Below are 20,668 nucleotides of genomic sequence, written 5' to 3' on the forward strand. Positions count from 1 at the left end.
AGAGTAGACAACGCATCGTGTTGACTGTCCGGGTGCTCACCACCGCCGAAGCCGTCGAGATCGACGTGCGCCCCGCCCGCCTGGGCTCCCGCGCCATCGCGCTCATGTTCGACATCTTCATGCAGATGGTCGTCCTCGGCTTCCTCACGGCCGCCTACCTGATCATCACCGATCTGCTGCCCGAGCCGTACGGTGAACTGCTGCGCCCCGAGACCGTCTACCTGATCGGCGTCGCCCTGGTCGCCGTGGGTTACCCGACGATCGTCGAGACCGTTAGCAACGGCCGCAGCTTCGGCAAAATGATCATGGGGTTGCGGGTCATCCGCGAGGACGGCGGCCCCATCCGCGCCCGGCACGCCTTCACCCGCTCGCTGATCGGCCTCGCCGTCGAATGGCCCGGCCTGCTCATGCCGATGGTCACCTGGGCCGGCAGCCTCGGCACCATGCTCGCCTCCCGCCGCGGCCGCCGCCTCGGCGACCTCGCCGCCGGTACCCTGGTCGTCCACGAGCGCCGTCCCGTGCCGTGGAACCTGGTCCCCGGCATGCCCGCGGGCCTCGCCCTGTGGGCCGCCGACGCCGATCTGTCCGCCGTCGACGACGACCTGGCCGAGGCGATCCGCCAGTTCGCGGCCCGCTCCTACCACTTCGCCGAACCGTACCGCTCGGTCCTCGGCCAGAGCCTGCACGCCGAGGTCAAGGCCAAGGTCTCCCCGGCACCCCCGTCCGGCACCCCACCCTGGCTGTTCCTGGTCGCGGTCCTCGCCGAACGCCGCCGCCGCGCCGCCGTCCAGCTCGCCGCCACCCGCGCGGTCACCCAGCGCGTCCTGCCCGGCTTCGGCGTGATCCCGGCCGGCACCCGCCGCTGAGACCCTCCGCGGTGGTGCGGCAGGGCGGCTCTCTCCCGCCATGCCGGTGGTACGCGCAGCGCGGTGACTTGCGTTCCGGTGCTCACCGCGTGTGTGCCGAGAGGACGTCACCCTCGCACGTCAGGCGGACCCGGGCCGGACGGGAGATCCGGGCCGCGCCCAGCGACCAGCCGGGCGGGCCCGGCGCCGGGAGGGCGTAGTTCGCCAGCATCTCCGACGGCTGCTCGTGCCAGGCCGCGAGGGTGAGCACCGCGGCGTCCGGCACCCGATCGGCCGTGCCGCCGAGATCCGGCACCTCGGCACCCCACGCCACCGCCAGCTCGTGCAACGCCGTCCGCCGGGCCCGGCCGTGCAGATTCCCGGCGGCCAGCGCACGGCTGCCGGCCCCGGCCAGCAGATCGCACAGCTCGAGCAGCGGAACCCACGACACCCCGGTCGGTGACCGCACCTGCCGCACGCGCACCATCGCGTCGCGGAACCGGTGCCCGGGCTCCCACGCCGCCGCCCACGGCACCACCGGCGGCCGCCGATCCTTGAGCAGCGCGACCGCCTCCACGGCCCGGGCGGTGCGCGACAGATGCCAGAACGGATCGTCGAAGCTGACCGTCACCTCGTCGGCCAGCACCACCCCGGCGGTCCCGAACCGCAGCTCAGCACCATCGGACACGACCGCAGCGAGCAGGTCGTCGCTGTCGAAGCGCGCCAGCCGTACCCCCGTGAAATGCAGAAGAACATCGCCCTCACCGCCGCCGAACCGGCGTGGCGCCCGCAGTGTCACCAGCCCCCGGAAACCGGCCCCGCCACGCTCGACGCGCACCGCGACGATGCGCGCCCGCGGCAGGTCGTAGTCGACGTCCAGCCCGGCGACCGGAGGCGGCAGCAGACCGGCCCGGACCTGCCCGAGACCGTCACGGAAGAACAGCGTCGCCGGCACGGCCGGGCCGAGCAGCCGCTCCAGCGCCGGGCCGCCGTGATCGACCATCCACGCCCGCCGCGCCGCACGGGGCCCGGCCATCCACTCCAGCCCGCGCCGGGCCAGACGCTCCCGCAGCCGGTCCGGGCGTACCTGCAGGATCCCGAAGAAATGCTTGCTGTTGTTGTCCCACACGTCGGCGATCCGGGCGACCTCCTGCCGGTCGAAACGCCGCGGATCAGCGGCGATGCTCCGGACGCGCTCCACCGAGCTGTCGATCAGCCCGGCGAACATCGACATGGCACCGTCCCCGCCCATGCCCGGCAGCGTAGAGATCGATCAGGGGCTTTCGCTGTCCCCTTCGCCGTCCAGTGAGAGACGATCGTCGGCCAGCACGATCCGGCCCGGTCCGGGCAGGCGGGCCGCGCCCAGGCGCCACCGGCCCTCGACCGGCTCGGCGACGTTGACCGTCGTGCTGTCCGGCGAGCAGGCGGCCAGCGACAGCACGGCCCCCGCCGGGATCCGGTCCGCTGGACCGTCCAGGTCGGGCAGCTCAGACGACCACTGCTCGCCGAGATCAGCGAACGTTCGCGTCCGCGCCGCCGCGACCGCCCGGGTACCGGCATCGGCCAGCACGGCACACCGCTCGAGAATCCGCACCCGCGCGACCGCGGTCTCCGACCGTACCCGCCGGATCTGGATCATCGACTGGTGGAACGCGAACGCCGCCGCCTTCGGTGCGCCGGCCGGCCCCGGCACCGGCAGGCGCCGCCGCGCTTTCACCCACGGGGCGGTGATCGCGTCGGCGGCCCGGCCGGTCCGCGACAGATGCCAGAGCCCGTCGTCGTACGGCCACACCTCGACACTGCCGGCCACCAGAGTCCCCGCCGACCCGACGCGCACCTCGATACCGGCCGGGCCCGCGCCGACGTCGGCCCCCGTGACATCGCCGCTGTCGACTCGCGCCTGCCGGACGCCGGACAGCCGCAGCTGCACGGTGCAGTCGCCGTCGGCGTACCGTCGCGGCACCCGCAGCATGACGATTCCGTCGAACCCGGCACCGGCGCGCTCGACCCGCACCAGCGTCGCCGTCGCCCGCGGCAGGTCGTAGTCGACGGCCAGCCCGGACAACTCCAGCGGCAGCGGGCTCGCGCGGACGTGGCCCTGATAGTCGCGGTAGAACAACTCCTCCGGTCGCGCCGGCCCCAGCAGCCGCAGCATCGGCTCGCCGCCCTGCCGGATCATCCAGGCCCGCCGCTGCGACCCGAACGCGGCCATCCAGCGCAACGCCCGCCTGGCCAGCAGGTCACGGCGCCACGGCCGGGCCTGCAGCACGGCGAAGAAATGCGAGGTGTTGTTGTCCCACACGTCGGCGATCCGGGCGACCTCCTGCCGGTCGAAACGCCGCGGATCAGCGGCGATCTCCCGGATCCGCTCCACCGAGTGGTCGACCAGTCCCACGAACATCGCCACCGCACCGTTGCCACCCATGCACCGCAGCGTAGAGATCGATAATCGATTCCCTCAGCCCCGGCTCAGCGGCTTGAATACCGCCGTGCCGCAGCTTCGCCATCACCGCGCCCCTGGAGGACCGATGCGCTACCGGTACCTCGGACCGGCCGAGATAGCCGCCCGCGACGCCCCGCCCGGACGGCCTCTCCGCTCGGCGGCCGACCTGTGGGCCTGGCTGGCCGACACCGACCCGCGGGACCGGGACGAACCGTTCACCTACGTGGTCACCGCCGACGGCGTGCTGCGGCTGGCCCCACGCCGCAGCGAGCACGTCGCCTGCGCGGGCGGTGAGGACGTCCTGGCCGCCGGGGAGATCACCTTCGGTACGGACGGCGACGTCACCGACATCACCAACCAGTCGACCGGATACGGCCCCGACCCGTCCTGCTGGCCCGACGCGGCAGCCGCCCTCGACGCCGCTGGCATCACGCACCCGGGCGGGTTCACCAGCGCTTTCACGTTCCGGTGCTGTCCCGGCTGCGGCCATGTGAACCTGGTCAAGGACGACGACCACACCTGTGCCGTGTGCGACGGCAGCCTTATCGATCCCTTGACCGTCACTCGAACGGGTGGACAAGACCTGCTCGGGTCGCCTCGCGGTGATTAGACTTCGCGGCGTGACCGACGACGCCGACAAGCCCGACGTGCCGCCCAGCCGCCGCCTTGCCGAACTGCTGGGTCTGCCCGAGCCGAAGCCGTTCACCGAGGAAGAAGAACGCGCCTACCAGCAGTGGCTCGCTGACGGTGACGCCCAGGTCGAGGCGATCATCGCCCGCCGCCGGCAGCGCGCTGCATGACTCTGGCTCGTCCGCACATCCTCGACGCCTCCGCCCTGGTCCAGCTCTTCTCCGGCCATCAGACGCTCATGCGGCTCTTCGACGACGCTGACGCCGGTGACCGGTTCGTGATCGTGCCGACCCTGGCGATCGCCGAGGCCCAGGCCGTTCTGGGAGCGAAGCCGTCGCACTGGGACCGGATTCTCGGCGTGCGGAGCCTGCTGACGATCGACCTCAGCCCGCATGTCGCTGTCGAGATCGGCCGCATCGCGGCGCCCAGGCTGCAGCATCACCCCGTGCAGACGGCATTGATCGGTCCGCTGATGGCCGCTCAGGTGCTGCACGAGGCGAGAATGCTGAACGGTGTGATCGTCACCTGCGTCCCCGAGGCCTACGGCGGCCACGAGGTTGCCGTACAAACGATCCGGTAGCTGTGGTAGTTTTCCGGCGCCGTGCACGAAGGACGACCTGAGGAGGTGAGACCGATCAACGCTGTGACCGATCGGGACTCCCCGCCTCGCATGGCCCGGGGAGTGCCCGTACAGGCATTCCGAAAGGGCTCGATTCCCTATGCGCGTTCTCTCCACCAGCTCGTCTGACGGTATTCACGAGCAACTGTTCACCCTCGGCCGGCTTCCCGGCGTCCTGTGGACCCCGGCCGGCGCCACCGGCACCCGCCCGCTGATCGTCATCGGCCACGGCGGCGGCCAGCACAAGAAGCACCCCGCCGTGCTGTACCGGGCGCACCGGTTCGTCACCGACCTGGGCGTCGCCGTGGTGTCCGTGGACGTGCCCAGCCACGGCGACCGGCCCCCGCATCCCGAACTGCACCGGATCGCCACCGAGAACCAGGCCCGCATCGAGGCCGGCGAGGACGTGGCCCCGCTGCTGGCTGCCTTCCAGCGCATGGCCGCCGGGTACACCGTTCCGGAATGGCGCTCGGTCCTGGACGCCGTCCAGGAACTCGAGCATGTCGGCGCCGGGCCGGTCGGCTACTGGGGTGTGTCGCTGGGATGCGGCCTCGGCGTCCCGTTCGTGGCCGCCGAGCCGCGGGTACGGGCGGCCGTGCTGGGCCTGGGCGGCGGCGCGGCTTCGGCCGAACTCGCCGCCGCGATCACGGTTCCGGTCGAGTTCGTCATCGCCTGGGACGACGAACGGGTCCCGCGCGCCGACAGCCTCGCCCTGTACGAGGCGTTCGGCTCCACGGAGAAGGCCCTGCACGCCTACCCGGGCCGCCACGGCGACCGGATGCCGGAGTTCGAGCTCGACAGCGCGGTCCGTTTCTTCGCCCGGCACCTGACCCCGGTCCCGGTCGCCTGATCCGGTAGACGACGACGGCCCGGCCTGCCGGGGCAGGTCGGGCCGTCGTCAGCCGTTCACTTCTGCGGCGGATCGGTCTCCGCCGGTCCGGCATCGGCGGCCGGACTCGCCGCGGGCTTCTCCGGAGCGGCCTGCTCGGGCGCGACGGTCGAACCAGCGACGGTCGAACCAGCGACGGTCGAACCAGCGACGGTCGAACCAGTGGCCGCCGGTTCAGTGGCCGCCGAATCGGCGGCTGATGGAGCAGCAGCCGCCGAGGCCGGCGGGGTGTCGTCGCCGTGGGACTTCTTGCGGTGGAAGGTCACCGCCATGAACGCCACGATCAGACCACCGACGATCAGACCGACGACCGCGCTGAGCAGCGTGTTCACCGTCCAGCCGAACACACCGCCGAGCGCGCCGGTCGCCTCGTGCACGGCGTGCTCGGCGTCGTGGACCAGCGAGTACGGGCCGTGCCAGCCCAGCTCGTGGGCACCCACCAGCAGGATGTGACCACCGACCCACAGCATCGCCGCCGTGCCGATCACGCTGAGCGCTGTCAGCACCTTCGGCATCGCCTTGACCAGGCCCCGGCCGAACTTGGCCGCACCCTTGCTGTCCTTCTCGGCCAGGCGCAGCCCGACGTCGTCCATCTTCACGATCAGGCCGACCGCGCCGTACACCAGCACCGTCATGATCACCGCGACGACCGACAGGATCGCCAGCCGCGCCCAGAACGTCTCGGTGGCGACCTCGTTCAGCGAGATCACCATGATCTCGGCGGACAGGATCAGGTCGGTGCGGATCGCGCCGGCGACCAGGACCTTCTCCTCGGGCTGCTGCTCGGCGGCGTGTTCCTCGTGATGGGCGATCCGCTCCCAGATCTTCTCGGCGCCCTCGTAGCACAGGTAGGCGCCACCGACCATCAGCAGCGGCGTCAGCAGCACCGGCAGGAACTGGCTGAGCAGCAGGATCACCGGCAGGATGATCAGGAACTTGTTGCGCAACGAGCCGATGGCGATGCGTTTGACGATCGGGATCTCCCGCTCCGCGGCGAGACCACGCACGTACTGCGGGGTCACGGCGGCATCGTCGATGACCACGCCGGCGGCCTTGGCCCCGGCCTTCGCGGCGGCCACTCCGACGTCATCGACGGACGCGGCCGCCGCACGCGCCAGAACCGCCACGTCGTCCAGCAGGGCTGCGAGTCCAGCGCTCAAGGAAGAGGTCCCTTCAAGTCGAAATGCATTCGTGCAGGCTCATTCTCGTCCAGCCGGGCGAGCCACGCATGACCCACCCCGGTGATCACGCTCCCGGACCGCCACGGCCCAGGGTGCGCCCGGCTCCGGCAATCACCGTGGTCGCCAATACCCACCCGGCCACCATCACAGACAACACGACCGCCTTGGCGGCACCAGCGTCCTGCGCCTGCCGCTCAAACCTTTCAAAACCCTCATCGGGTACGCCCGACGCGCCATCGCCACACGTAAGATCCTCGACGTGTTGGGCGTCCACTTCGCGATCACCCGGGAACAGGAACGAGCGCTGCTCGCCGCCGACGAGGCCGGTGACGACACCGACTTCGAATACACGTGGGCGAACTTCGTCGACCTGCGCGACTTCTTCCAGCGCGCCGCGACCGCCGGGCGGTCCGTGCTCTTCACCGCCACCTGAAGGACGGACACCCCGATTGGCAACGCTCGACGAACTGCTCTCCGGCGCGATCCGGGTCCGCGTGACCACGGTCGGCGCGCCCGGGGACCCGGTACTGGATGTCGCCGATCCGGCGGAGCTCGAGCTGCTGCGCGAGGCCCTGACCGTCGAGCGCGTCACCGACGGTTACTGCATGTGCCACGGTGACCTGGAGTTCGTGTTCACCGGCGGTGACGACCGGCGGACCGTCGTCGGACTGCACCACGGCGTCGCGCTGCGCTGGACGGGCTGGAACGGCGACGCCCTCCTGCGCGACGGCGACCGGGTGCTGCACTGGCTCGCCCGGCACGGCGTCGACGGCCCACTCGTCCAGGCCGAGCACCGGCAGGCCGAACGCGAGCGGGAACTGCTCGGCAGGCAGGCCTGGACAGCTGCGGCGCCCGCCGCCGTACGCGACCTTCTGGATCTGGCGATCGCCGCCGCGCACACCACCGGAGTGATCGCGCCAAGTGTGCACGCCCTCGTCACGGACCGTCTCGCCCAGGCCTTCCCGGACCCGGCCGAACGCGCCGCCGCCCTGCTGACCTGGTACGGCTCGGGGACCGGGCGCTACTCCGGCTATCCGGTGTACGAGACGCTGCCCGCACCCGCACTCGCCGACACCCCGATCGCCGAGATCATCGACGCGTTGCAACGCTTCCCGGACGACCGCGTCGCCGCCGGCGCCGTGCGGCACCTGTGCGCCTGGAAGAGCCGCGCGCACCTGAGACGCGATATCGCCCGGTTGCCCGACGACGTACGCGCCCGGCTGCTGGCAGTGGCCCGCGAGTCCGATGACGACAGCACCCGGCGGCGGGCGGAACAGCATCTCACCGCGGGGCCGTCGCGCTCCTGAAAGACAGACGTATCGAATTCTTCGAACCGGTCTCCGTCCCGATGCAGCGCCCCTACATTTTGGGGACCAAGTCGATGTTTGAAACGGCGCGGGCCCCATTTTCGTGAGAATGCGGCGCCGGTCGGAGGGGACTCGAGATGCACAGATTGATGCGACTTCTCGCCACGGGAGCCGGCCTCGCGGCCGCGGCGGCCATCGGTATCGTTCCCGTGCTGGCAGCACCGGCAGGAGCTGCGACGATCCACGCGGTACCGGCTCAGGAATGCTGCACTCTCCCGGACATCGAGGACGCAATCAATGATGCCGCGGACGATATCGCTGAACTGACCGGCTCCGAGGACCAGGAACAGGGCACGTCGCAGGAGGAGACCGGCCCGCAACGGCGTACCGCCGAGGACTACGAAGCCTGCTGGGCCGAACTCGACGCGTCCGGGGAGACCAGATATTACTTCCGCGATCCCTGCGAGTTCTACGAATAGACGGACGCGCTGCCGCAGGCGGGTGCGGCCGGGCTGACAGCACGCTCTACCCTGCCGTCATGGCACTCTTCGGGGCGATGACGATCAATACCCGCCGGCGGCCCACCGCCCCGTTCAGCGTGACGGTCGACATCGTCGGACCGGAGCAGGCAAGCGCCTACCCGCACTCGTACGACGTGACCGTCCCGGACGGGGCCGCGGTCCGGGCCGTACCGCTGCTGTCGATTTTGAACTCCGGTGAGCAACGGCTGATCGTCGTCGGCGACATCCGGGTGACGGTGCACCGCGATCTGCGCACCACCCTGACCGTCGTGGTCCGCGGCCTGTGGCTGACCGACGCGGGCGACAGCCCCGCCGGGCCGACCGCCACCAACTGGCGCATGGAGATGACCGACGACCGGCTGACCGACCTGCTCGGCACGGCGATCCGGGCCGTGCCGTACGGCAGCCACGCTGACCCCGAAGGCCTGGCCACCGAGATCGCCAAGGCACACGCCGAACGGTCCCGCGACGGCATCCGCGCGCTGCGGTCCTTCCGGTACTGCATGGAGCACCTGGTCGGCTCCAGCCTGCGCGGCAGCACCCACAAGCTGGAAGGCATCCTCGCCGACGTCGTCGAACTGTCCACCCTGATCGGCCGGGTCGCCGACGAGGCCCGCGAGGCGGCTCGCGGCGGCATGGGTGCGTGGATCACCAACCCGGCCGCCTACCACGCCCAGCGCCGCCTGCAGGATCCGGCACTGCCGTCGCGGCCCGGCGGGCGGCGCGCCAAACGGGCCGCGTGGTTCCCCATCCTGGACGCCGGCGTACGCCAGTGCCGCGCCATGGAGACCGAGGCGTGCGCCGAGGCGCCACTGCTGCACAGCCTGCTCAACGCCGCCTCCACGATCGCCGTGACACGCGAGGCCCAGGCGCAGGAGACGTTCAACATGGTCGCGGCCGTCGGTGGCGTCATGTTCGGTGTGCCCGCGCTGATCCTGGCCCTCTACGACGCCTCCGACATCCTGCCGCTGCATGTCGGCAACGCCGTCGTCCTGGTCCCGCTGGTCATCGGCGGCCTGATCGCCGCGATGATCGCGGCCGTGCTGCCGGGCCGCCGCAAGACCGGCAAGGCCCGCAGGTTCGCGGTCGCCATGGCCGCCGTCCTGGTGATGCTGGCGATCCTGGCCAGCGCCGGCACCCTGGTCACCCCGGGCTCCTGACCGCGCCACCCGGCCGCCGGATCGGCGGGCACCGGTTACCGCTGTTCGGCGGCGTTGTCGTCGAGGGCGGCGAGGTGGGTGCGGACCTGATCGGCTTCGGGCATGCCGAGGTCGGTGTAGAGGGCCAGGGCGTGCCGGTAGTGCTCGCGGGCGAGGGCCGGGTCGCCGAGGGTGTGGTGGACGTGGCCGAGGCCGGTGAGGGCGCGGGCCTGCTGCTCGCGGTTGCCGGTGTCGGCGGCGGCGATGTGGGCCGCGGTGTGGTGGGTGAGGGCGTCGGCGGTGTCACCGGTGGTGTGGGCGGCTTCGCCGAGGCCGTTGAGTGCCTGGGCTTCGCCATCTCGTTCGCCGGTGTCGCGGAAGATGGTCAGAGCCTGCTGGTGGTGCCGGGCGGCCTGGGCGGGCCGTCCGAGGCGGGTGTCGAGGGTGCCGAGACTGTCCAGCGCCCAGGCTTCGCCAGCATGGTTGCCGAGTCGCCGTGACAGGGTCCGGGCCTGCCGGAGGTGATCGCCGGCCGGCCCGTTGCGGCCCCACCGCAGTTCGACCTCGCCGAGGCTGTTCAGCGTGCGGGCTTCGCCGTCCCGGTTGCCGGCCTGCCGGTGCAGGGCCAGGGCCTGCTCGAAGTGCTCGACGGCGACCCGGTGGTGGCCCAGCCGGCCCTCGACGTCGCCGAGGTTGTTGTGCGCGCTGGCCTCACCGGTCCGGTCGCCGGTCTGCCGGTGCAGGATCAGTGCTTGCTCGAATCGGTCGGTGGCCGTGCGGTACTGACCCGTCTGCGCCGCGACCGCGCCGAGGTTGATCAGGGTGCGGGCCTCGCCGGCCGGGTCGCCGGCCTGCCGGAACAGCTCCCGGGCCTGCTGGTAGTGCTCGATGGCCGGCCCGTGCCGGCCCAGCGACGAGTGGGCGGCGCCGAGGTTGGTCAGGGCGTGGGCCTGTCCGGTCGCGTCGCCGCTGTCACGGGCGGCGTGGTGGGCGTGGCCGTGCACGGTCAAGGCATCGGTGTGGTGGCCGCCGTCGAGGTATCGGAACAGGGTGCGCGAGAGCCGGGTGGTGTGGCTGGGCCAGCCGTGACCGGCGGTGTGGACGGCGACCGCGACCAGGGCGGGCCGTTCGGTGTCCAGCCACTCCCGGGCGGTGTCCGCATCGGTCAGGTCCGGGGCCGGGGTGCCGGCCGGTGGGATCACGGGCCGCCGGTGGGCCTCGGCGGGGTGCAGTGTGTTCATGGCGGTGGCCGCAGCGGCGAGGTAGAAGTCGAACAGGCGGGTCAGGGCGGTACGGCGTTCCGCTGGACGGTCCTCGTCGGTGGCCCGGACAGTGGCGTAGACGCGTACCAGGTCATGGAAGGTGTACCGGCCGGGGGCGCTCTGCTGCAGCAGGTGGTCGCGGCACAGGTGGTGCAGATGATCGCGGGCGGCGGGCAGATCGATGTCGGCGAGGGCCGCGGCGGCGTAGGCGTCGAGGTCCTCGCCGGGGTGCAGCGCGGCCAGCCGGAACAGTCGCCGCCGCTGCGCGGGCAGATGCTGGTAGGACAGGTTGAGAGCGAGTTCGACGGCGGTGTCCAGACGCCGGTCCTGGTGGCGTTCGTCGAGCCGGTCGGCGTGGTCGGTCAGCGTCCAGCCGGGTGTGTTGCGGATGTGCCCGGCGATCAGGCTCAGGGCCAGGGGCAGGTAGCCGCAGCGCTGGACGATCCGGGCCGCGGCGTGCGGATCCTGGCCGACGGGCACGCCGGGCACGGCCTGAGCCAGCAACGCGAGGGCCTCGTCGGGGGCGAACACGTCCACGGACAGGTGGGTGGCGGGCTGCAGGCCGGCCAGGCTGCGCCGGCTGGTGACCAGGGTCAGACAGCCCGGTGTGGCCGGTAGCAGCGGGCGGACCTGCTCGACGGCGGCGGCGTTGTCGAGCACGACCAGGGCGCGGATACCGGTGAGGCACTTGCGGTAGGCGGCGGCCCGCGCGTCGAGGGTGTGGGGGATCTGCTGGCCGGGCATCCCGAGCAGGCGCAGGAACCCCTCCAGGACGGCGGCCGGGCCGGCCGGCGGTTGCGCCGGGTCGGGATCGAACCCCCGCAGGTTGACGAACAACACCTGATCGAACGGACGCTCCCGGTGCAGCAGGTGCCCGGCGTGCACGGCGAGTTGGGTCTTGCCGACCCCGGCCATCCCCGCGATCGCCGAGATCACCACCGCGTCCCCGCCCCGTAGAGCATGGTGGAGCCGCTCGATTTCGCCTGCGCGGCCGGTGAAACCGGCCAGGTCCTGCGGCAGGCTGTCCTGAACCCGGACCTGGGACACCGCCTCGATCTCACCACTCACGACCCGCAACGCCTGGCGCCATGACGCCACGTACCCGGTGTCGGGATGCATCGCCTGGACCACCGCGAGCACCAGGTCGGTGTCCAGGCGTCGCCGGCCCGGCCGGAAGCAATACGCGACGGTGGACTTGGTCGCCAGCTCACCGGCCGGCCTGCCGGCCGCGGTCCAGGCCGCGTTGACCCGGTCCTTGATCGTCTCGTAGGAGGGATCACCGGCCCAGACCTTCAACCGGCGCAACCAATCGGCCAGGTCGTCGAAGCTACTGGCCTGTGCCGGATCGGGCAGCGTGCCGAACGCGTCTTCTGACAGCGTCACCACTCACCGTCCATAAGCGAGGTTCGGTATGGCGGGATTCGATGCTACCGAGCCACGCGCAACCGGCGATATCAAGCACGCGACGGTCCGGCACCTGCCCGGCGCTTGGGGACCAACATTCGGGCGGCCTAGCCCAAGGCCCAAGGGTCTGACGAGTTTGCCTTCTCACCACTCACCACCAACTAACGGATTACTGGTAATGGTAAACCGATAATAGGCCGACTTTGCCTCCGCGCGTCGCATCAGGTACTCATAGAATAGTTACTGTTATCCTATGAGTACCTTCCTGCGAGCGATCGGACGACGATGACAGTCCCCTCCGGACTTCCGGCCCCACGAGACGCGGTCGCCGTCGCCGAGCCGGCCCCGCTCGCCGCCCGTATCACCCGGATCGCCGCGCTCGTCGCCGCACTCCCGGCATTGCCCGCAGACGACGGCAGCCGGTACAGCCCTCGCCGTCTGACGGTCGCCTGGCTGTTGGAGGCTGAGTCCGTCCACACCGAAATCGCCCACGGTCGGGACCTCGGCGCCTTTTTGGACTGGTGTGACCGCGAACGCCTCGATCCGCTCACAGCCCGCCCCACCGATCTGGCTCAGTTCAAGGTCTGGCGCAGCGCCGGCAGTGCGGGCCGACCGGCCGCGCCCAGTACTGTCGCTCGCGCTCTGGCGTCGATCTCGAGCTGGTACACCCATTTGGTGGCCAACACCGACGGTGCCATCGCTCGCAATCCAGTCGCCGCCGTCAAAAGGCCCGCAGTCAACCGGCATACCTCAACCACCGCCGGCCTCACTCTCGACGAGGTCGATGCGCTGCTGGCCGCCGCCGACGCTCAGGCCGATGCCCGCATCGTGGCCGCCAGCCGCACACCCACCGGCCAAGCCCGCTACCTGGCCGCCCTACGAGACCGGGCACTGCTGCGCCTGCTCGCTGATCTGGGCTTACGCATCAGTGAGGCACTCGACCGCGAACTTGACGACCTCAGCCACAACGCCGGACACCGCACGCTGCGGTTCGTCGGCAAGGGCGGTCTGAGTCGTGAGCGCCCGCTTACCCCACATACGCTGCAGGCCCTCGACGAATACCTCGCCGCCCGCGCCGCCGCGACGGGAACCAGCGCCGATCAGCTCACCGGCCCTCTCTTCGCCACTACCGGCGCCAGTGCCGACGGCCGCCTCGCGGAGCCCAACATCTTCATCACCCTTCGCCGCTTGGCGAAGTCGGCCGGTATCGCCTCCGCAGACCGGCTTTCCCCGCACTCGCTGCGGCACGCCTTCGCCACCGGCGCTCGCGAGGCGGGCATCCCTCTCGAAGACGTCCAGGACGCCATGGGGCACGCCGACCCGCGCACCACTCGCCGCTACGACCGCGATCGGTTCAACCTAGACCGTGACCCGGCGTTCCTTCTCGGGGCCCGTCGCGCCAGCCGCAGGCCTTGACCCTGCACCCAGGACCTGGATGCCGGTGGCCTGCGGGGAGCGGGCAACTGCCGGCCCGCTGGGCCAACACCGGCGTCGACTCGTCGTGAGCGCCGGTGATTCTGTCAGAACGATTCTCCTGGGATTTCACGCCGAGGCGGGATGTCCGACCACCATGATGGCGACCTCGGGCGGCACCGGTGGGGAGAACAGATACCCCTGCCCGTAGTCACAACCGAGGCCGGAGAGCATCTGGCGCTGATCCTCGGTCTCGATGCCTTCGGCGATCAGATCCAGGTCGAGGTCCTGTCCCATCCGCAGGATGGTCTGCACCAGCTGTTCGCTGCTGGGGTCGTGACCGAGCCCCGCGACGAACGAGTTGTCGATCTTCAGAGCATCGATGGGCAGCTTGAGCAGCGCCTCCAGCGAGGAGAAGCCGGTGCCGAAGTCGTCGATGTGCAGCTCGCAGCCGAGTGCGTGCAATCGGTCGAGGACCGCACGCGCCTCGGCGGCATCGCGCAGCAGAACACTCTCGGTGATCTCGACCGCGAGGCTTCCGGTGGTGAGCCGATGCGCCGCCAGGCACGCGGCGATGTTGTCGATGAGTTCGGGATCCCAGAACTCGGAGACCGAGAGATTGACGGCGAGACGGGACGGCTGCGGACCATGTCCCCCGAGCTGCCAGGCGGCGAGCTGCCGGCAGGACTCCTCCATCACCCACAGCCCGATGGGCCGCATGAGGTCGGTCTCCTCGGCAACCGCGAGAAACTGCTCCGGAGCCAGCAGACCCCGGCCCGGATGCCGCCACCGCAACAAGGCCTCGAACGATCGGGTACGGCCGGTGCGCAGGTCGATGATGGGCTGGTAATGGAGCTCGAACTCCTGTTTCTCCAGCGCCGCCCGCAGATCGGTCTCGACACGCATCCGGTCCACGACCCGCGTGTGCATCGCCTCGTGGAAGATCGCGCTCGAGCCCTTACGGCGCGTCTTCGCGTAGTACATGGCGATGTCCGCGTCCCGCAGGACGTCCTCCGGATTGGTGTACCGGTCGGTGCCCACGGTGATACCGATACTGGCGCCGACCACCACGGTCTCGTCGTGCCCCTCCAGGAGGTACGGCTGGGACAGCACCGTCTGCAGCCGGTCGGCGATCTCGCTCAGCGCACGCGGGTCGCCGACCTCCTCGACGAGGATCAGGAACTCGTCACCGCCGAAGCGGGCCGCGGTGTCGCCCGCCGGCAACTGGCTGGAGATCCGGGCGGCCACCTGCGTCAGCAGGGCGTCACCCGCGTCGTGGCCGAGACTGTCGTTGACCAGTTTGAAGCCGTCGAGGTCCAGGAAGAGCACCCCGAACCGGGCGCCGCCGCGGTGGCGGATCCGCTGAAGGGTCTCGCCGAGCCGTTGCACGAACAGGGAACGGTTGGGCAGCCCGGTGAGATGGTCGTACAGCGCGGCGATCCGGAACCGCTCCTCCTGCACGCGCAGCGTGGCGAGCACCGCCTGGTGCTGAAGCGCGAAGGTGAGCAGCGCCGCCCACTGGTTGAGGGGTTCGCGTCCGCTGCTGACCCGGTCTTCGATGCCGTCGACAACGGCGAGCAGCCCCCAATCGCTGTCGTCGACCTTGACCGGTGCCACGGTCAGCGCCCGTTGTGGATGGGCCCACGCGAGTTCGAGCAGCTCACGCGGCGGGAATGCGGTGACCGGCAGGGTCGTGCCGACGAGGGCGGAGACCGGTCGCCGGTGGCCGGCCGTCGCGTCGTCGTCCCGGCAGAACGCGCCGACCATCTCGAGTGATCGGCTGGGCCCTGACGGCTCGTCCCGGTCGCGCCACAGGGCGAGGCAGCCGGCCCAGACCGGCGTACGGCACAGCCAGGCCAACCCACGGGGATCCTCCTCGTAGCTGCGCAGCAAACCGAGGCTGACTTCGTACTGCATGCTGGCCGACTTCTGCAGATAGTCGGAGTCGGCGTACTGGGCGCGGCCCTGTGCCTCCATGAGCGACAGGATGAGTTCACCCACGTTGGTCACGGCGTGCCGCCTGGCGGGAGTGTCGACGCTGAGGTCGCCCACCGCCGACAGGGCCGCTTTGCGCAGGTGGTGTGCGATGCCGAGCAGTTCTTCCGGACGTCCGCCGTCGAGGTCCCTGGCCAGCCTGTGCCGGGCGTCCGGGCTCATCGGGCCGGTCAGCAGCTCCGCGAGGTCGGGCGGGAGCTGTATCCGGGGTGCGCCGCCGACACAGCCGCACGACTCCCGCACGGTCAGTTTCGTGTCGACGTAGTGGCGTTCGCCGCCGACCGGGCCCTCCCGCAGCTGCTGCAACAGCAGTCGCGCGGCGGTCATGCCGAGCTCGGTGACGGGCTGTTTGACGCTGGAGAGGCGGGGGTGGCAGTAGGACGCGCCCTGGATGTCGTCGAAACCGACGATCGCCTGATCTGCCGGGATCGCGCAGCCCGACTCGGTGAGCACACGCATCACGCCGAGCGCGTTCGCGTCGGTACCGCAGATCACCGCGGTCGACGGCATGCCACGCGCGATCATCAGGCGTGCCGCCTGCTCGCCGCCCTCGATCAGGTTGTCGGGGGCGGGGAACAGCAGGTCGGGGTCAGGGGTGATGCCCTGGTCCGTGAGCGCCTGGAAGTACCCCTGATGCCGGAGGCGTACGTCGTCGGCGTCGAGATATCCGACGAATCCGATCCGCCGGTGGCCGTGCCCGATCAGATGATCGACCGCTTCCCGGACGCCCGTGGCGTTGTCCGGCAGCACCAGCTGACACCCGATCCCGGGATACTCGTGGCTGACGGTGACGACGGGCTTGCCGGCGGCCCGCAGTTCGGCGAGATAGTCCGCGCGTGCCGCATTGATGAGAACGATGAATCCGTCGGCATGAGCGGTGCCGATGTGGTTGCCCGTCAACGGGGGTTCGGTCACCTCGCTCTGCTCGGTGCCGGCGTCGAGAGTGTGCACCGCCACCATCACAGCGTTGTCGCCGAGGGCCACCCTGCTGATGCCTCTGAGCAGGCCGCCGAAGTACCAGCCGCCGATGAATGGCGACAGGACACCCAGGGTGAAAGGTCGCGACACCTGCGGTCATTCCTCTCGCTGCGAGCGGCTGAGGCTCATCCTCATTGCACTTCGTCGGGGACCGCCGCCGTCTGAGGTTTTCGTGCAAGTCACCCGGCCCGGGAGGTCGTTCACCGGTGGTAGGTGCGCCGGCCGGTGTCCCGGGCGTTGCCGGCCCGGTCGTAGGCGCGGATCTTCACGGTCAGCTTCTTGCCGTACCTGGCCGGGTTCAGGGCGAAGGCGTACTCGGGCCGGGTGTCGCTGGCCACCGGCTTGCCGTTGACGATCAGCTGCACGCGGGCGATGCCGTTACGGTCGTTCGCGGTGGCGGTGATCGTGGTGGCTTTGGTGAGCTTGGCGCCGTTCTTGGGGGCCTTGCGCAACGCCACGGCAGGTGCGGTGTTGTCGACGGTCACGGTGCGCCAGGCGGTGGTCTGATTGCCGAGTCTGTCGAGCACGATCCAGGTGACGGTCCGGTTGCCGTCCTTACCGGTGGGGACTTCGGCTTCGGTGTACGAGTCAGCGCGCCCGACTCCATCCGGACCGGTGAGGTAGGAGCGGCCGATACCGGCCGGGTCCTGGGCCTTCACTGTGGTGGTGAAACGCGTACCCCGTACCAGAGCCCCGTTGTGAGGGGTGGTGTTCACGACGGGCCCGGTGCTGTCCACCTCGGAGTCGCCCGTGGTGGTGTGGGTGGTGACGGTGATGAGATAGCTGGTGCCGTTGATCAGGCCGGTGATGGTGCAGGTCTGAGCGTCGGTGGTGGAGCAGGCCGCCGGGTCGGCCGACGCCGCCGCTAGCCGGGTGGCGGTTTTGGAGGCGGTGGTGACGCACGGCGTGGTGGTGGCCGCGCACGGATCAGTGGTGGCGGTCGCCGTGGCGGTGTAGCCGAGCAGCGTTCCGGCGCCGGGTGAACCCGGGTTCCAGGACACGGCGATCGTCTCGTTCTGGGGCTGCGCGGCGGTGACGACCGGTGGTTGCGGCCGGCCCGCCGGAGGACTCGCGACCGGCGTGACCGGGCCGGACGGGGCGGTGGGCGGCGACGTCCCGGACTTGTTGGTGGCGATCATGGTGACCGTGTAGGCGGTGCCGTTGGTCAGGCCGTGGATGGTGCAGAGGCCGCCGTGGATGCTGCTACTGCTGATCGTGCAGGTCTTTCCGCTCGGCGAGGCGGTCGCGGTGTACTTGATCGGCGTCTCGGTGCCGGGTTGCGCCGGATCCCAGGAGACGGTGATCTGCCGGTCCCCCGCGGTGACGGTCACACCGGACGGCGCCTTCAGACCGGCGCTGGGGGTGACCGGCGCCGACGGGCTGCTCGCCGCCGACTTGTCGGCCGTCGTGCTGGCGGTCACCGTCACGGTGTAGGCGGCGCCGTTGGTGAGTCCGGTGATCGTGCAGGTTGTCGCTCCTGTCGTGGTGCAGGACTTTCCGCCGGGTGACGCGGTCGCGATGTAGCCGGTCAGGGTTCCGCTGCCGAGGTTCGCCGGCGCGGTCCACGAGACGACCGCCTGGGTGTCGCCGGGTGTGGCGGTGACCCCGGTCGGTGGCTGCGGGGCGGCGAACGGGGTCGCCGGGGCCGACGGGGCGCTCGCGGCCGACGTGCCGGCCGTCGTCGTGGCGGTCACCGTCACGGTGTAGGCCGTACTGTTCGTGAGGCCGGTGATCGTGCACGTCGTCGCCGCGGGTGTGGTGCAGTCGCGTCCGCCCGGCGAGGCGGTCGCGGTGTAGCCGGTCAACGCTCCACTGCCCAGGTTCGCCGGCGCGGTCCACGACACCGTGATCCGCTCATCGCCGGGTGTGGCGGTGACACCGGACGGCGGCTGCGGGGCGGTGAACGGGGTCACCGGGGCCGACGGGGTGCTCACCGTTGACGTTCCGGCGGTCGTGGTCGCGGTGACCGTGACCGTGTAGGGCGTGCTGTTGGTGAGTCCGGTGATGGTGCAGTTCGTCGGCCCTGCTGTGATGCACGTTCTCCCGTCCGGCGAGGCGGTCGCGGTGTAGCCGGTCAAGGTTCCGCTGCCCAGGTTCGCCGGCGCGGTCCACGAGACGACCGCCTGGGTGTCGCCGGGTGTGGCGGTGACCCCGGTCGGTGGCTGCGGGCCGGCGAACGGGGTCACCGGGGCCGACGGGGCGCTCGCGGCCGACGTACCGGCCGTCGTCGTGGCGGTGACCGTCACGGTGTAGGCCGTACTGTTCGTGAGGCCGGTGATCGTGCACGTCGTCGGTGCGGGGCTCGCGCACGTCCGGCCGCCCGGCGACGCGGTCGCGGTGTAGCCGGTCAGCGCACCGCTGCCCAGGCCGGCCGCGGTCCACGAGACCACGACCTGTTGATCGCCGGGTGTCGCGGTCACGGCTGTCGGCGGCTGCGGGCCGGCGAACGGGGTCGCCGGGGCCGACGGGATGCTCGCGGCCGACGTACCGGCCGTCGTCGTGGCGGTGACCGTCACGGTGTAGGCCGTACTGTTCGTGAGGCCGGTGATCGTGCAGGTCGTCGGTGTGGGGCTCGCGCACGTCCGGCCGCCCGGCGACGCGGTCGCGGTGTAGCCGGTCAGCGTCCCGCTGCCGAAGTTCGCCGGCGCGGTCCACGACACCACCGCCTGGCGGTCACCGGGTGTCACCGTCACGCCGGTCGGCGGCTGGGCGAGGGTGGAGACCGCCACCGGGCTGGACTTGGACAGGCCGTCGCCGTCGCCCAGCTGGCCGGCGCCGCCGTTGCCCCAGCAGTAGATGTTGGCATCGCTGCCCGTCGCACACGTGTGACCGCCACCGGCGCTGAGCCTGGTGAGGGTCACCCCGGGCGGAATCTCCCCGGCCACCACCGCCACCGGACTCGATTCCTGTCTCGGCTGGTCAGTGGTGCCGCCGTCGCCCACCTGACCCGCATAGCTGAAGCCCCAGCAGTACGCCGCGGCGTTGCTGCCGAGCCCGCACGTGAAGGTTCCACCGGCGGAGAGCTGCGTGAAGGTGACCCCGGAGGGCACGACCCCGGCAGCCACCGGCACCGGCGCCGGCCGGTCCTGGACGTCGCCGTCGCCGAGCTGCCCCAGAACGCCGCCACCCCAGCAGTAGGCCACCTCGTCGCTGCCCAGGCCGCACGTGTGGTAGCCGCCGGCGGTGAGCTCGGTGAAGGTCACGCCGCCGGTCACCGCCACCGGAGCCGACCGGTTCGTGGTGCTGCCGTCCCCGAGCCTGCCGTCGGTGTTCTGCCCCCAGCAGTAGGTCACCTGGTCGGTGCCCAGCCCGCACGTGTGGTCGGCACCGACGGCGAGCCGGGTGAAGGTCACGCCGGTGTCCACCGCCACCGGAGCGGACCGGTCCGTGGTGCTGCCGTCCCCCAGCTGCCCGTGCGCGTTGCCGCCCCAGCAGTAGGCCCTGGCGTCCTCGCCCAGGCCGCAGATGTGCCGGTTGCCGGCGGCGACCGACGTGAGGATCACGTCGGTGTTCACCGCCACGGGAACGAAGTTGTCCGGCTCCGAGCTGGCGCCCCAGCAGTAGACCTTGCCGTCGCTGCCCAGCCCGCACGTACGGTAGTGTCCCGCGGCGATCTGCGTGTAGGTCACCCCGGCCGGTCTCGCTCCGGCGGCCACGACCGCCGGAGCCACGCGCAGCCCGTCGTCGCTTTCGCTGCCGGTCTGGCCCGCACCGCTTTCGCCCCAGCAGTACGCCCGGCCGGCGCCGTCGCGCGCGCAGGTGTGGTACAGGCCGGCGGTCACCTGGCTTCCCGAGCCGCCCGGCGGCTGAGCCATGGCCGGCAGCGCAGCCGCCGTCGCCGTCATCATCACCGCCAGCGTTGCCAGAGTCCCGACCGTTGACAGGGTCTTTCGCAGCACGTCCCTGACACCATCACGGCGGGGCGCACTTCATCACCGCTTTACTTCAACTCCGTGGATCCGGAGGAAACGTCTGACTGGTTGCGGACGCCTGTCTCGGCCGGACACGCCGACGGCACTCCGCAAACGGCGGCTCTGTCATG

Annotated in this window: 16 protein-coding genes; 10 read left to right on the top strand and 6 right to left on the bottom strand. The window is 71.0% G+C overall.

Annotated elements, in window-relative coordinates; translation table 11 throughout:
• Positions 1–17: 17 nt before the first annotated feature.
• Entirely contained in the window at positions 18–866 is an 849-nt protein-coding gene (locus tag CLV67_RS12340; protein ID WP_239166073.1) for an RDD family protein, read from the top strand.
• Between the two features lie 82 nt (positions 867–948).
• On the opposite strand, the gene CLV67_RS12345 is transcribed toward CLV67_RS12340, so the two are convergent.
• Complete coding sequence (locus tag CLV67_RS12345; protein ID WP_106317618.1) at positions 949–2,097, bottom strand: hypothetical protein; 1,149 nt, start codon at positions 2,095–2,097, stop codon at positions 949–951.
• Between the two features lie 21 nt (positions 2,098–2,118).
• The gene (locus tag CLV67_RS12350) at positions 2,119–3,270 is read right to left on the bottom strand and encodes a hypothetical protein (RefSeq protein ID WP_106317620.1); all 1,152 of its coding nucleotides are present in this window, start codon (positions 3,268–3,270) and stop codon (positions 2,119–2,121) included.
• Between the two features lie 103 nt (positions 3,271–3,373).
• Here CLV67_RS12350 and CLV67_RS12355 point away from each other — a divergent pair, with 103 nt between their 5' ends.
• From CLV67_RS12355 to CLV67_RS12370, 4 genes are all read left to right on the top strand, one after another.
• Complete coding sequence (locus CLV67_RS12355) at positions 3,374–3,898, top strand: hypothetical protein (protein ID WP_203736892.1); 525 nt, start codon at positions 3,374–3,376, stop codon at positions 3,896–3,898.
• Positions 3,899–3,908: 10 nt separating this feature from the next.
• Entirely contained in the window at positions 3,909–4,088 is a 180-nt protein-coding gene (locus CLV67_RS12360) for a hypothetical protein (protein WP_106317622.1), read from the top strand.
• Entirely contained in the window at positions 4,085–4,498 is a 414-nt protein-coding gene (locus tag CLV67_RS12365) for a hypothetical protein (RefSeq protein ID WP_106317624.1), read from the top strand. Before CLV67_RS12360 ends, CLV67_RS12365 begins: the two co-directional genes overlap by 4 nt.
• 139 nt (positions 4,499–4,637) lie before the next feature.
• On the top strand, positions 4,638–5,387 hold the full coding sequence (locus tag CLV67_RS12370) for a dienelactone hydrolase family protein (RefSeq protein ID WP_106317626.1): 750 nt from the start codon (positions 4,638–4,640) through the stop codon (positions 5,385–5,387).
• A gap of 56 nt (positions 5,388–5,443) precedes the next feature.
• On the opposite strand, the gene CLV67_RS12375 is transcribed toward CLV67_RS12370, so the two are convergent.
• The gene (locus CLV67_RS12375) at positions 5,444–6,586 is read right to left on the bottom strand and encodes a DUF808 domain-containing protein (protein ID WP_170153820.1); all 1,143 of its coding nucleotides are present in this window, start codon (positions 6,584–6,586) and stop codon (positions 5,444–5,446) included.
• Positions 6,587–6,866: 280 nt separating this feature from the next.
• Between CLV67_RS12375 and CLV67_RS12380 the strand changes: the two genes are divergently transcribed.
• The 4 genes from CLV67_RS12380 (at position 6,867) to CLV67_RS12395 (ending at position 9,595) form a co-directional block, all read left to right on the top strand.
• On the top strand, positions 6,867–7,040 hold the full coding sequence (locus tag CLV67_RS12380) for a DUF1877 family protein (RefSeq protein ID WP_170153821.1): 174 nt from the start codon (positions 6,867–6,869) through the stop codon (positions 7,038–7,040).
• A 16-nt stretch (positions 7,041–7,056) separates the two neighbouring features.
• Positions 7,057–7,914 carry a hypothetical protein gene (locus CLV67_RS12385; protein WP_106317631.1) on the top strand — a complete coding sequence of 286 codons (858 nt, stop codon included), beginning with the start codon at positions 7,057–7,059 and terminating at the stop codon, positions 7,912–7,914.
• Positions 7,915–8,063: 149 nt separating this feature from the next.
• On the top strand, positions 8,064–8,393 hold the full coding sequence (locus CLV67_RS12390; protein ID WP_106317633.1) for a hypothetical protein: 330 nt from the start codon (positions 8,064–8,066) through the stop codon (positions 8,391–8,393).
• Between the two features lie 59 nt (positions 8,394–8,452).
• Positions 8,453–9,595 (top strand): hypothetical protein, encoded by a 1,143-nt coding sequence (locus CLV67_RS12395; protein ID WP_106317635.1) that lies wholly within the window; start codon positions 8,453–8,455, stop codon positions 9,593–9,595.
• Positions 9,596–9,630: 35 nt separating this feature from the next.
• Here CLV67_RS12395 and CLV67_RS12400 read toward each other — a convergent pair whose 3' ends face one another.
• Positions 9,631–12,219: a tetratricopeptide repeat protein gene (locus tag CLV67_RS12400; protein WP_239166074.1), complete on the bottom strand. Its 2,589-nt coding sequence runs from the start codon at positions 12,217–12,219 to the stop codon at positions 9,631–9,633.
• Positions 12,220–12,525: 306 nt separating this feature from the next.
• Between CLV67_RS12400 and CLV67_RS12405 the strand changes: the two genes are divergently transcribed.
• A complete protein-coding gene (locus tag CLV67_RS12405) occupies positions 12,526–13,656 on the top strand; it encodes a tyrosine-type recombinase/integrase (RefSeq protein WP_106317638.1) in 1,131 nt (376 codons plus the stop codon).
• A gap of 126 nt (positions 13,657–13,782) precedes the next feature.
• Here CLV67_RS12405 and CLV67_RS12410 read toward each other — a convergent pair whose 3' ends face one another.
• Complete coding sequence (locus CLV67_RS12410) at positions 13,783–16,716, bottom strand: EAL domain-containing protein (protein ID WP_106317640.1); 2,934 nt, start codon at positions 16,714–16,716, stop codon at positions 13,783–13,785.
• Between the two features lie 110 nt (positions 16,717–16,826).
• Positions 16,827–20,525 (bottom strand): fibronectin type III domain-containing protein, encoded by a 3,699-nt coding sequence (locus CLV67_RS12415; protein ID WP_106317642.1) that lies wholly within the window; start codon positions 20,523–20,525, stop codon positions 16,827–16,829.
• Positions 20,526–20,668 lie beyond the last annotated feature (143 nt).

The organism is Actinoplanes italicus (genome assembly GCF_003001815.1).
Classification (GTDB): domain Bacteria; phylum Actinomycetota; class Actinomycetes; order Mycobacteriales; family Micromonosporaceae; genus Actinoplanes; species Actinoplanes italicus.